At 61.2% G+C, this 12,753-nt stretch carries 10 protein-coding genes; 6 read left to right on the top strand and 4 right to left on the bottom strand.

Annotated elements, in window-relative coordinates; all coding sequences use genetic code 11:
• Nucleotides 1–15: 15 nt before the first annotated feature.
• From HBO09_RS21490 to HBO09_RS21475, 4 genes are read left to right on the top strand one after another with little or no spacing between them, the layout of a single operon-like run.
• Complete coding sequence (locus tag HBO09_RS21490) at nucleotides 16–783, top strand: SDR family NAD(P)-dependent oxidoreductase (protein ID WP_169997018.1); 768 nt, start codon at nucleotides 16–18, stop codon at nucleotides 781–783.
• Between the two features lie 12 nt (nucleotides 784–795).
• Complete coding sequence (locus HBO09_RS21485; RefSeq protein WP_169997016.1) at nucleotides 796–1,989, top strand: acetyl-CoA C-acyltransferase; 1,194 nt, start codon at nucleotides 796–798, stop codon at nucleotides 1,987–1,989.
• 9 nt (nucleotides 1,990–1,998) lie between these two features.
• Complete coding sequence (locus HBO09_RS21480) at nucleotides 1,999–3,126, top strand: acyl-CoA dehydrogenase (protein WP_169997014.1); 1,128 nt, start codon at nucleotides 1,999–2,001, stop codon at nucleotides 3,124–3,126.
• Nucleotides 3,127–3,140: 14 nt separating this feature from the next.
• Nucleotides 3,141–3,914 carry an enoyl-CoA hydratase gene (locus HBO09_RS21475; RefSeq protein WP_169997012.1) on the top strand — a complete coding sequence of 258 codons (774 nt, stop codon included), beginning with the start codon at nucleotides 3,141–3,143 and terminating at the stop codon, nucleotides 3,912–3,914.
• 46 nt (nucleotides 3,915–3,960) lie between these two features.
• Here HBO09_RS21475 and HBO09_RS21470 read toward each other — a convergent pair whose 3' ends face one another.
• A complete protein-coding gene (locus tag HBO09_RS21470; RefSeq protein WP_169997010.1) occupies nucleotides 3,961–7,305 on the bottom strand; it encodes a hypothetical protein in 3,345 nt (1,114 codons plus the stop codon).
• A 463-nt stretch (nucleotides 7,306–7,768) separates the two neighbouring features.
• Here HBO09_RS21470 and HBO09_RS21465 point away from each other — a divergent pair, with 463 nt between their 5' ends.
• Nucleotides 7,769–7,963 carry a hypothetical protein gene (locus HBO09_RS21465; RefSeq protein ID WP_169997008.1) on the top strand — a complete coding sequence of 65 codons (195 nt, stop codon included), beginning with the start codon at nucleotides 7,769–7,771 and terminating at the stop codon, nucleotides 7,961–7,963.
• Here HBO09_RS21465 and HBO09_RS21460 read toward each other — a convergent pair.
• Nucleotides 7,953–8,345 carry a fe2+ zn2+ uptake regulation protein gene (locus tag HBO09_RS21460; protein ID WP_169997006.1) on the bottom strand — a complete coding sequence of 131 codons (393 nt, stop codon included), beginning with the start codon at nucleotides 8,343–8,345 and terminating at the stop codon, nucleotides 7,953–7,955. The two genes, HBO09_RS21465 and HBO09_RS21460, sit on opposite strands and share 11 nt — an antisense overlap.
• A gap of 252 nt (nucleotides 8,346–8,597) precedes the next feature.
• Between HBO09_RS21460 and HBO09_RS21455 the strand changes: the two genes are divergently transcribed.
• Nucleotides 8,598–10,898 (top strand): acylase, encoded by a 2,301-nt coding sequence (locus HBO09_RS21455; RefSeq protein ID WP_169997004.1) that lies wholly within the window; start codon nucleotides 8,598–8,600, stop codon nucleotides 10,896–10,898.
• Nucleotides 10,899–10,903: 5 nt separating this feature from the next.
• Here HBO09_RS21455 and HBO09_RS21450 read toward each other — a convergent pair whose 3' ends face one another.
• Nucleotides 10,904–11,428 carry an AAA family ATPase gene (locus HBO09_RS21450; RefSeq protein ID WP_169997195.1) on the bottom strand — a complete coding sequence of 175 codons (525 nt, stop codon included), beginning with the start codon at nucleotides 11,426–11,428 and terminating at the stop codon, nucleotides 10,904–10,906.
• Nucleotides 11,425–11,988 (bottom strand): nicotinamide riboside transporter PnuC, encoded by a 564-nt coding sequence (gene pnuC, locus HBO09_RS21445; protein ID WP_169997002.1) that lies wholly within the window; start codon nucleotides 11,986–11,988, stop codon nucleotides 11,425–11,427. Before pnuC ends, HBO09_RS21450 begins: the two co-directional genes overlap by 4 nt.
• Nucleotides 11,989–12,753: the final 765 nt, after the last annotated feature.

The following is a 12,753-nucleotide window of genomic DNA, read 5'->3' as shown; positions in this document are numbered from 1 at the left end:
TTCAAGGAAACAATGATGCAGATTGAAAACAAGGTCTTTATGGTCAGCGGCGGCGCTTCGGGCCTCGGCGCGGCCACCGCTCAAATGTTGGTGGCGGCGGGCGCCAAAGTGATGCTGGTGGACCTGAATGCCGATGCCGTGGCGGCCCAGGCCGCTGAATTGGGCGCGCAGGCGCGTAGCGTGGTGGCGGATATCAGTCAGGAGGCGGCCGCCGAAGCGGCAGTACAGGCCACCGTTGCGGCGTTTGGCGCTTTGCACGGGCTGGTCAACTGCGCAGGCGTGGTGCGTGGCGAGAAAATCCTCGGCAAGAACGGGCCACATGCCTTGGCAAGTTTTGCTCAGGTGATCAACGTCAACCTGATCGGCAGTTTCAACCTGTTGCGCCTGGCGGCGGCCGTGATCGCTGAATCCGAGGCCGATGCCGACGGTGAGCGCGGTGTGATCATCAATACCGCGTCAGTGGCCGCGTTTGACGGCCAGGTCGGCCAGGCCGCGTACGCCGCATCCAAGGGCGCGATTGCCAGCCTGACCCTGCCGGCTGCGCGGGAGCTGGCGCGCTTCGGTATCCGCGTGATGACCATCGCCCCGGGCATCTTTGAAACACCGATGATGGCCGGCATGACCCCGCAAGTTCGCGATTCCCTGGCCGCCGGCGTGCCGTTCCCGCCACGCCTGGGCAAGCCGGCCGAATACGCTGCGCTGGCCCGGCATATCATTGAAAACAGCATGCTCAATGGCGAGGTGATCCGTCTTGACGGTGCCTTGCGTATGGCGGCCAAGTAAGGAGGTTTTGTCATGACCCAGCTCCACGATCCGATTGTTATTGTCAGCGCCGTACGCACGCCCATGGGCGGGTTCCAGGGCGAACTCAAGAGCTTGACCGCGCCCCAATTGGGCGCGGCCGCGATTCGTGCCGCCGTCGAGCGCGCGGGTATTGCCAACGACGCCGTGGATGAAGTGTTGTTCGGTTGCGTACTGCCGGCCGGTCTCGGCCAGGCCCCGGCACGCCAGGCCGCCCTGGGTGCCGGCCTGGACAAATCGACCCGCTGCACCACCCTCAACAAAATGTGCGGTTCGGGCATGGAAGCGGCGATTCTCGCCCATGACTCGCTGCTGGCCGGCAGCGTGCAGGTGGTGATCGCCGGGGGCATGGAGAGCATGTCCAACGCCCCGTACCTGCTGGATCGGGCACGTAGTGGTTACCGTATGGGCCATGGTCGGGTTCTTGACCATATGTTCCTCGATGGCCTGGAAGACGCCTATGACAAGGGCCGCCTGATGGGCACCTTTGCCGAGGATTGCGCCGAGGCCAACGGCTTTACCCGTGAGGCCCAGGATGCCTTTGCCATTGCCTCGCTGACCCGTGCCCAACAGGCGATCAGCGCCGGTCGCTTTAGTGCCGAGATCGTCCCGGTGCAGGTCACCGTGGGCAAGGAACAAAAGACCATCACTGACGACGAGCAGCCGCCCAAGGCGCGCCTGGATAAGATCGCCACTTTGAAGCCGGCGTTTCGCGAAGGCGGCACGGTGACGGCGGCCAACTCCAGTTCAATTTCCGACGGCGCGGCGGCCTTGCTGATGATGCGTCAGAGCGAAGCGCAAAAACGCGGGCTCAAGCCCCTGGCAGTGATCCATGGTCATGCAGCGTTTGCCGATGAGCCGGGGCTGTTCCCGGTGGCGCCGGTGGGGGCGATCCGCAAGCTGCTGAGCAAGACCGGCTGGAACCTGGGTGATGTGGATCTGTTCGAGATCAACGAAGCGTTTGCCGTGGTCAGTCTGGTAACCATGAGCAAGCTGGAAATTCCCCACGACAAGGTCAACGTCCACGGAGGCGCGTGCGCCCTGGGGCATCCGATTGGCGCATCTGGCGCGCGGATCCTCGTGACCCTGCTGTCGGCCCTGCGCCAGAAAGGGCTTAAGCGCGGTGTCGCGGCCATCTGCATCGGCGGCGGTGAAGCCACGGCCATGGCCGTCGAGTGCCTGGATTAAGGAATTCTTATGTTGCCCAATGACGAACAACTGCAAATCAGCGACGCGGCCCGGCAATTTGCCCAGGAGCGGCTCAAACCGTTCGCCGCCGAGTGGGACCGCGAGCATCGTTTCCCCAAGGAAGCCATTGCGCAAATGGCCGAGCTGGGCTTTTTCGGCATGCTGGTGCCAGAGCAATGGGGCGGCTGCGACACCGGCTACTTGGCCTATGCCATGGCCCTGGAAGAAGTCGCGGCGGGGGATGGTGCTTGTTCGACCATCATGAGCGTGCACAACTCAGTGGGGTGCGTGCCCATCCTCAAGTTCGGCAATGACCAGCAGAAAGAGCAGTTCCTCAAGCCCCTGGCCAGCGGCGCGATGCTCGGCGCATTTGCCCTGACCGAGCCCCAGGCCGGCTCCGACGCCAGCAGCCTGAAGACCCGTGCGCGCCTGGAAGGCGATCACTATGTGCTCAACGGCTGCAAGCAGTTCATCACCTCTGGGCAAAACGCCGGGGTGGTGATTGTGTTTGCGGTGACTGATCCAGCGGCGGGCAAGCGTGGGATCAGCGCGTTTATTGTGCCCACTGATTCGCCCGGCTATAAGGTGGCTCGGGTCGAGGACAAGCTCGGCCAACATGCGTCCGACACCTGCCAGATTCTGTTTGAGGATGTGCGGGTGCCGGTGGCCAACCGGCTGGGCGAGGAGGGCGAAGGTTATCGGATTGCCCTGGCCAACCTGGAAGGCGGCCGCGTGGGTATCGCCTCGCAATCGGTGGGTATGGCTCGTGCGGCGTTTGAAGCGGCCCGGGATTACGCCCGTGAGCGCGAGAGTTTTGGCAAGGCCTTGATCGAGCATCAGGCCGTGGCGTTTCGCCTGGCCGATATGGCCACCCAGATCGCCGTGGCCCGGCAGATGGTGCATTACGCCGCCGCCTTGCGCGACAGCGGCAAACCGGCGCTGGTGGAGGCATCCATGGCCAAGCTGTTCGCTTCGGAGATGGCCGAGAAAGTCTGTTCTGCCGCCTTGCAAACCCTGGGTGGATACGGTTACCTGAGCGACTTCCCGCTGGAGCGGATCTACCGTGATGTGCGGGTCTGCCAGATTTATGAAGGCACCAGTGATATTCAGCGCATGGTCATTTCGCGCAATCTTTGAAGAGGAACGGATCGATGAGTTACCAAACCATTTTGCTTGAAGTCCAAGGCCGCGTCGGGCTGATTACCCTCAATCGCCCCGAGGCGCTGAACGCCTTGAACGCACAACTGGTCAGCGAAGTGAATCAGGCCCTGGACAGCCTGGAAGCCAATCCCGAGATCGGCTGCATTGTGTTGACCGGTTCGAAAAAAGCCTTTGCCGCGGGTGCCGATATCAAGGAAATGGCGGATCTGACCTACCCGCAGATCTACCTCGACGACCTGTTCAGCGACAGCGACCGTGTAGCCAACCGCCGTAAGCCGATCATTGCGGCGGTCAACGGCTTTGCCCTGGGCGGTGGTTGCGAGTTGGCGTTGATGTGCGACTTTATCCTGGCCGGCGACAACGCCAAGTTTGGCCAGCCGGAAGTCAATCTCGGCGTACTGCCGGGCATGGGCGGCACCCAGCGCCTGACCCGTGCGGTGGGCAAGGCCAAGGCCATGGAAATGTGCCTGACCGGGCGTTTTATCGATGCGGTGGAAGCGGAACGTTGCGGCATCGTTGCGCGGATCGTGCCGTCGGACGAACTGTTGGCAGAGGCCCTCAAGGTCGCTGCACTGATTGCCAGCAAATCGGTGCCCATCAGCATGATGGTCAAGGAAAGCGTCAACCGCGCCTTTGAAGTCAGCCTGTCGGAAGGCGTGCGCTTTGAACGCCGGGTGTTCCACGCCGCCTTTGCCACTCAGGACCAGAAGGAAGGCATGGCGGCGTTCGTGGCCAAGCGCGCTCCGGCATTCGTGGATAAGTAAAACAACAGGCCCGCTCATGGGCCTGTGCTTGCTGCCTGGGACCTGCTCAAGGCGTGCCGGGCATGACCTGATGAGCGATGGTCAGGTCACCGATCGGCGTTTGTGGGGCCAGGGCCTGGGTCGGGGGGACGGTAACCGTATTGGTCGACCCAACGCTTGGCCCGGCCTTTCTCTTGGGGAATACACCGATACTGAGGCTACCGGTCAAGTCGACCATGCCTGGTACCCCAAATTGGGTGTTGGTATGGGCCCTGCCTACCAACGCAATCCACTTTTCGCCGCCGCTGGTGGCTTTGATGGTTTGCGCGGCGTAATAGTTGAATCTGGCCAGGCGCTCTTTGGCCTCGGCAAGGTCCAGGGTTTTGCTTTGGGTAACGGGTGCATGCCGCTGGGTTAAGTAAATATGTTCCAGAGGAAGCACCTGTATGCCGTTTTTTTCGAACTTGGCTTTAAGTTCTTCAAAGCTTGGGTAGTCGCGTTTCTTCCCCGTGTCTCCCAGCCAGCCAATACCGTCGTCTCTGACGCCTGACGGGTAATCGGCCACCCCTTCGAAATAGACCCTCTTCACCTTTTGTTGAACGAACAGATCGACATGGTCAAACAGCAATTGGAAACTGGCGATTTCGGCGTGGTTCTCTCCAAATATCACGCCATTGGATGCCTGCAGTGCTCGAGTGATTACCTCTGATGAGGGCCTTGGCTCGGGGATCGAGGGGATCGCAGGGCGGGCCGCAATGTCAGCGGTTTTCACCGACTTGTAGTAAGCGACCATATCGTTCTCAAACTTCTGCGACACCTCCTTCCTTGCCGCCGCAGTTGCGAAGTCGTCCCAACGCCACTTGCCTTTTGTCGCGAGGGCGTAATCTTCGATGGGGAGTGTTTTTGATTTTGACGGCGTCGGTGGAGTGCTTGGGTAGACCAGTCGCCAGTTTCTATCCAGTGGCTCGTAGCGTTGGCCACCGCGATGCGTTACGCGCCGACTGACGGGCATCAGCGTATTTGTGGGGGTGAAGGCGTCAAGGGGGCTGCCGTATGCCTGCTGCGCCACGTCATCGTAGGCGTACCACTTGCCCTGCTGCTGCACCGCAAGCACATCGCCGCAGTGGTCGGCAATTTTCAAGGTCCCGGTTGCCGCGCCCTTGTATCGTTGGCTGGCGGCCAGCAGGTCATAGCTGTCTGCGGTGCCGCGCAGCACTTGTATCTTGTGCGCGGCACCTTTGACGCTGGCGCGGGCGAGCCGCCCAGCACCCATCAGTAGATCTCCCACGCCGCTCAGAGGGTTGAGCGCCTCGATGGCGCCGACGCCAACCGCTTTGGCAAGCCCCAGCGCCTTGGTCGTGCTGGACAGTGCCGTGGCCGCGACTTTGCCGACTCTTGCCGAGGTTGCCGCGCCGGCGGTGACAAAACCCAGCAGGTCCAGGCCCAAATCGATAATGCCCTCGTCGTAGTCGCCCTTTTTAAAATTGACGATGGCCGACCGTAGTGGAATCAGGTTCAACAGGAAGTCCTGGACCTTCTCTCGTGAGGCTTTTTCCTCGTCAAACGTGGTGACGCCCCTGGCCTGTTTGAGTGCGTCTGCGTTATCCAGATCAAACACCTCGACAAACGCATCGGCGATATCCTGGCTCCTGGCGCTGGAAAAGCTGCGGGGCGGCGACGCACTGCCAGCTGTAGCGTCGAGACGGCTCAAGCGGTCGCCACCGCCCAGGTTGAATGGCTCGGTCCTATGTAACCTGTTGCCGGTACGAAACTCCCCAGGCGAGATTTTTCCACGGCTGATCGCGCCCTTGGCAAGATCAACCTCATACACCGTGGTGCAACCATCACGCACGGCCTTGATCAGTAACTTGGGGCTTTTTGAGGTGAGGGTGGGCGCCGAAAAAAAACCGGTTGCAATGGTGTAGGTCCGGTCTTGGAAGAAATCGATCTGCCCGTGCTCAAGGTTGTGGCGATCGGCTAATGACAATTGCGCAATCATGTGTTTAATCGTGGTTTTCAGGCCTTGTTTTTGAAGGCTGATAACCGTGTCGAATTGCGTTCTGAAACGGTTGAAGACGTTGATGTCCTGCTGTTTGTTGAGCCTGTCGATGGGAATACGACTGTTCGTGGTTTTCCAGGTTGGCATGTCCTGACGCTCCATCATCGCGATGTCCAGCATCGAGTAAGTGCCCTGAAAAAGCCGGGTGGAACGAAACGGATAGTCGGCCTGTATGCATTTTTCTTCGAAGGGGATGCCTTTGCCAAACAACTGCTCTAGCCTGGCCAGGGCGATCTGTTTCAGTTCGGGCAGGGGCGTGCGCAGTTGGCTGGAGGCGGTCGCTCGCTCCTGCAACTGCTGGTTGAAGTCAGTGCGCGCACGTTCAATCTCATCGCTGCTGTAAAGGCTGTCGTGTTTTTTATCGAGAATGCCGTTGGCTACCGCCCAGTCAATCAAGACGGCCGTCTGAATTGCATCATCCACAGGCGCCTGCGTTGTATGGGCGATGCTCATGATCTGGGCGTAACTCATCTGTGGTGTCACCCCGGGGGTGCCGGCTTCTATCTTTGCCACTGCCAACTGAAAGCTGGCCCACGCCTGGCTGCCATAGGTCAGGTTGGCAGGGATGTCCTTGACCAGGAACTGCGGTGCGATGCGTGCCAATAGCAGGTGCGCGCCGAATCCGGCCGTGGCTGCCGTGGTCTTGCCGCTCAGGCGCAAATGGTTGCTCAGGGCGTTGACGATGGAAGCAGGCGATTTACCCCAGTGCTGTTCCTGCGCCAGGTCAAAGCCGGCGACTGTGTTTCTGCGGGGTTGGTTGATGGACTCTGGGTCAAGCCCCAGATTGATCGCTGCCAGCACATAGTCGCTGACGCTGTTTGGCGTCGCGATGCCTTTGAGCTGTTGCTGTATCGCTTGCCCCAATGCCTGCCCACGGGGTGACTGGATGAGCTTTTCCAGTGCCTTGCCGGGGGCCTTGAGTTCGTCCTCGGACAAGTCTACGGCGCTGGCCAGATAACCCAGCGCTCCGGCGCTTTGATCGGTCAATGGCAGGCCTGATAAGCCTGGCGAGTGAGTGCGCAAGAGTGTGCCGATAGACAGCTGCTGTGAAACGCTCAAGGGTAGGGGCCAGGACAATCCGCCGCCGTAGTTGGCGTAGGGATGCTGCAGAGACCGGATTTCCACGGCCTGGGCCAGGTCCAGCAGTTCGGCTCGGCTGCGCGGCAGCGTTATTCCATGCTTGAGCAAAAAACGTTCAAGGTCGACGCAGGTTTCGTCCCGGGCAACGGAGTGTCGGGCATAGGAAGAGTCGGCGTCAGGCGTGATAGATATTCCCGCCAAGGCTGACGCGACCGCACCCGCGTCAGCTTCGCCGGTCAGTGGTTGGGCCGCCTGTTTGAGCTGCTGCGCCAAGGCTTGCCAGTTGCGCTGATCGCCCAGGGCTTGCTGGAGGGCTGGGCTGGGCGTTTCTGGCGCAGCAGGCGGCGTGGGCTGTTGGGCGGACGCTGGGGGCACGTCTTGTGTAAGGAAGGGGGCAAAGCTCGGCATGGAAGGCTGGACGGCTATTGAAGTCATGACTGTTCACCTGTGTGGGACCAAACACCTGAAGACCCTCTGGCCTCCGGTTTTCCCATGTTCAGTGGTGAAGTCGATCCGACGTATCCACAGGTGAATTGTTAGCGCAGAAAACGGGCGAGTGTTCAGTAGGGCCTATCTGCACCCAACTCCACTGATTCGGGCAGAAGACAAGCCAAAGCGACTCATGGTCTGTAATATAAAGCCCCGTTTTAGCAGACCCATCCCCGTCAACCGGTAGGCGGTCAGCCTGGCTGGCGCTACAGCGCGGATACAATTTTTCAGGTTTCAGGAACCCGTCATGACCCAGAAGCAACGCTTGATTTACTCGATTCTGATTTCCCTGGTCGTCCTCGGCACGATGTTTGGCCTGTCCTATTTGCAGAACATCGGCGCCATCAGTGAGAAGACGTTCCAGTACATCGCCATTGCCGTGGCGGTGATCGTGGTGGTGATCAACGGCGTCATGCGCCGCAAGGTCAAGCCTAACCGTTGAGCCCGGCGCCTGCGGCCAGGACTTTGGCAGCCTCTTCATGGAGGCTGTAGCTTTTATCGCTGTTGAGCGTGATCACACCCTCGCTGCACAGGCGCTTGAGCACCTCGCGCACACTGAGAAACGATAGCGGGATGCCCAGTCCCAGCAAATGGCTGTGCACACCACGGACCCCCAGCGTGCGGCCGTTATCGGCGGCGGTGAGCAGGGCGTCGATGACTTTCAGCCGGATCAGGCTGGTGCGCAATCCAAAACACTTGAGTAGATGCCGGATGCGTTGGTTGCCTTGTTGCTCGGGCGCCTTGGCGAAAGCCTGGCTGCCCGAGCCAAAAGTGGCGTCGTGGGCCATAGAATGTCCATCCGTGGGCAGTTGCGGGTTGTACATGCAAAAACTCCTTATCAGAGCCTGATCAGGAAAGTGATGGTGCTCTTAGTTAATAAGACGTATGAGTCGCGCAAATCATGAAGTCCAACCCGTATAAATTTTGTCAGTAACACGTCTGTCACATTCCTGGCGCCGGTAAATAAGCCGCGCGCGGCCTAAATTTCTGCGCATTTCTACGTCTTTATCCATGGGCTGGCGTTGGCGAGTCGGCCCCGCCTTGGGCGTTTAATTTGGCTTGATGATGGGGTCTGCGTGATTATTTCCAACGGGTTGTCCAGGGTGTGCGTGGTTGGTGTGTTGCTGGGGGTAAGCCTGTGTGCGACGGCCCGCCAGGCGAGTGAAGTACAGGCAGGTGCGATGAGCGCCGATATCCGCCGCACCGGTTTTGGTATCCCGCATATTCGCGCCAGCGATGAGCGCGGCCTGGGCTATGGCATTGGTTATGCCTACGCGCAAGACAACCTGTGCCTGCTGGCCAATGAAGTGGTGACCGTCAACGGTCAGCGTGCGCGCTATTTCGGCGCCGAGCAGGCAACCCTGGAGGAGCGCAACAACCTCACCAGTGATGTGTTCTTTACCTGGCTCAATACGCCCGAGGATGTGGCGACCTTCTGGACGGCGCAGACACCCCAAGTGCAGCAGCGTCTTGAGGGATATGTGGCGGGGTACAACCGTTATCTGCAGGAGCGCGGGACCAAGGGCCGGCCAATGCAGTGCCAGGGCGCCTGGGTGCGGCCGATCAACACGGCTGACCTGATCAAGCTGACCCGGCGCCTGTTGGTGGAAGGTGGAGTGGGGCAATTTGCCGAGGCCCTGGTGGGCGCGACACCGCCCCAACCCGGCGTGGCGGTGCAGCGCAGTGCGCGGGCTTTTGAGCTCGCCACCCTGAATCAGCAGCGCTTTGCCCTGGATCGCGGCAGTAACGCCGTGGCGGTGGGCGGCGAGCGCTCGTTCAACGGGCGCGGCATGCTGTTGGCCAATCCCCATTTTCCGTGGATTGGTGGCATGCGCTTTTACCAGATGCACCTGACTATCCCTGGCCAGTTAGATGTGATGGGTGGCGCCTTGCCGGGCCTGCCGGTGGTCAATATCGGCTTTAACCAGCATGTGGCGTGGACTCACACGGTCGATACGTCCAAGCACTTCACGTTGTATCGCCTGACGCTTGATCCGAAAGACCCGACCCGTTACCTGCTGGACGGCAAGTCGATCCCTCTGCAGAAAACCCAGGTGACGGTGCAGGTCAACGGCGCCGATGGCAGCCTCAAGGACCACTCGCAAACGGTCTACAGTTCGCAGTTCGGGCCGGTGGTGCAATGGCCCGGCAAGTTGGACTGGAATGGCCAATACGCCTTCAGCCTGCGCGACGCCAACCTTGGCAACGATCGTGTTTTGCACCAGTGGTACGCGATGAATCAGGCCCGCAGCCTCAAGGACTTGCAAGCCTCGGTGCACACCCTCCAAGGCATTCCGTGGGTCAATACGCTGGCGGCGGATGACCAGGGGCAAAGCCTGTACATGAACCTGTCGGTGGTACCCAATGTCAGCGCGAAAAAACTCGAGCAATGCAGTGATCCACGGGCCGGCCTGGAGTTGATCGTGCTCGACGGCGCCCACAGCGCCTGTGCCTGGGATATCGATCCGCGGGCGGCGCAGCCGGGGATCTTCGCCGCTGATCAACTACCGCAACTGGAGCGTCGGGACTACGTGCAGCATTCCAACGACTCGGCGTGGATGGCCAACCCCAAGGCGCCGTTGACCGGTTTTTCGCCGTTGATCAGCCAGGATCAGATCGCCCTGGGCGCGCGCGCACGGTTTGCCTTGCAACGTTTGCAGACCCTGGAAAAGCAGCCGATCACCGTTGCCGATTTGCAGCATATGGTGCTGGACAACCGGGTGTATCTGGCCGGCCAGGTGATGCCGGATCTGCTCACATTCTGCGCGCAACAGCCGGATGAGTCCCTGAAAGTCCCGTGCACCCGCCTCAAGGACTGGGACCAGAAAGCCAACCTTGATAGCGGCCTGGGCCTGGTGCATTTCATCCACGTAATGGAGCAAGTGCAGCACATGCCGGATGTGTGGCGTGTGGCGTTTGACCCGAGCCAGGCGCAAACCACCCCGCGCGGGCTGGCCATCGAACAGCCGCAGGTGGCCAAGGCGTTGCGTGAGGCGATGCTGGCTTCGATGCAGCAGGTGAGTGAGTCGGGCTTGAAGGAGGGCGCGCGTTGGGGCGATATCCAGGTATCTGGCAGCACCCCGATGCATGGCGGGCCGCAGGCACTTGGCATTTACAACGCCATGCAGAGTGTGCCGCGAGCCGATGGCAAGCGTGAGGTGGTCAGCGGCAGCAGTTACTTGCAGATCGTGACCTTTGACGACAAGGGGCCGAAGGCTGAAGGAGTGTTGGCGTTCTCGCTGTCCAGCGACCCGGCGTCGCCGCACTTCAAGGATCAGACCCAGGCCTTTTCCGCGAAACAGCTTAGCCCGTTGCCGTTTACCGAACAGCAGATCAAGGCTGATCCGCTGTATCAACAGCAGGTGATTCACGAATAGGGGATTTATTCGGCGAGCAGTTGCGTCACGGCGGCAAAGGCCTGGTCATGGCGCGCCTGCCAATCCCCGCCAATCACCTTGAAGGGCTGCTGATGCTGCTCCAGCCAGTCGCGGCTGGCCTGGAAGAAGGCCTGGCGGTCAGCCAGGTCTGGCTGGCAGCGCTGGCCATCGGCGGTCCAGCCAATGCCTTCGGGTGACAGCAGCAGATGCAGGTCGTAGTGACGGGCCAGCAGCGCCTCGTCAAGCCACGCTGGGGCATCGCCAAATAGGGTCAGGCTCCACAGTTTGTTGGTCAGCAGGTGGGTATCGAGGATCAACAGTTGCGGCTGCCGGGCGCGGCCGGCATCTTCCCAGGCCAGTTGGCCACGGGCGATGTCCGGGATATCGGCCAGGGTCGTATCGCGCTGATAGTGGTCGATGAAATAGCGCACGTATTCCCCCACCAGCACTGCACCGAAATGCGCCTGCAACTGCTCGGCCAGCCAGCTTTTACCGCTGGACTCAGGGCCTGCCATCACCAGCACCTTCATGTGCGCAACGCCGGGTCGGCGCGCCATTCCCGCCAGCCCTGCACGGCAATCACGGTGAACAAGGCGTAGAGCGCGGCTGTCAGGTACAGCCCTTTGTAGACAAACAGGCCGACAAAAATCACATCGACCACGATCCACAGCGCCCAGCATTGCACGCGTTTTTGCGCCATCCACATCTGCGCCACCAGGCTGAAGCCGGTCAGCGCGGCATCCAGCCAGGGTTGCGCGGCATCGGTCCAGTGCGCCATGGCCGCGCCCAGCAGCAGGCTGCCCGTTGCGCCAATGGCCAGGCTCAGGAGAATGGATTGGGTGCCCAGGCTGGTGACTTGCCGACCTTGCTTGACCTCGCCGGCGCGGGTCCATTGCCACCAACCATAGACTTGCAGGCCGGCATAGACCACTTGCAGCAGCATGTCGGAATACAGCTTCACTTCGAAGAACACCCAGGTGTACAGCAGCACCATGACCAGGCCGATCGGCCAGCACCATGGGTTCTGCTTGACCGTCAGCCAGACGGCAATCACCCCCAGCGCGGCGGCAAACAGTTCAAGCCCGGACATGGGATTCCTTGGGAGAGTCGAAGAGGAGGGCGATTGTACCCAACCGACGGGGCAAAATCTTGCCGGTTGCGCTGCTTGTCGTGGCAGCCTTACGACGTTCCGTCAGACACACCGAGGTGGTTGGTTTGGGGCTGCTGCGCAGCCCAACGGGGGACAAGCCCCCTTGCCACAGGGGGCTTGCGGCAGGACATGGGCAGTTGGCTTTCCTGTGGCGAGCGGGCTTGCCCCGCGCTGGGTGGCGAAGCCGCCCCAACAGCCTCACCAGACTCCGGCAGGCACACCGAGGTGCCTGGTTTTAGGGCCGCTGCGCAGCCCAGCGGGGGACAAGCCCCCTTGCCACAGGGGTTTGCAGCGGTCTATGGGCCGCTGACTTTCCTGTGGCGAGCGGGCTTGCCCCGCGCTGGGTGGCGAAGCCGCCCCAACAGCCTCACCAGATTCCGGCAGGCACACCGAGGTGCCTGGCTTTAGGGCCGCTGCGCAGCCCAGCGGGGGACAAGCCCCCTTGCCACAGGGGGCTTGCGGCAGGACATGGGCAGTTGGCTTTCCTGTGGCGAGCGGGCTTGCCCCGCGCTGGGTGGCGAAGCCGCCCCAACAGCCTCACCAGACTCCGGCAGGCACACCGAGGTGCCTGGTTTTAGGGCCGCTGCGCAGCCCAGCGGGGGACAAGCCCCCTTGCCACAGGGGTTTGCAGCGGTCTATGGGCCGCTGACTTTTCTGTGGCGAGCGGGCTTGCCCCGCGCTGGGTGGCGAAGCCGCCCCAACAGC

Source organism: Pseudomonas sp. WS 5027, assembly GCF_012985695.1.
Taxonomy (GTDB): domain Bacteria; phylum Pseudomonadota; class Gammaproteobacteria; order Pseudomonadales; family Pseudomonadaceae; genus Aquipseudomonas; species Aquipseudomonas hygromyciniae.
This window is presented reverse-complemented; position numbering and strand designations above follow the sequence as displayed.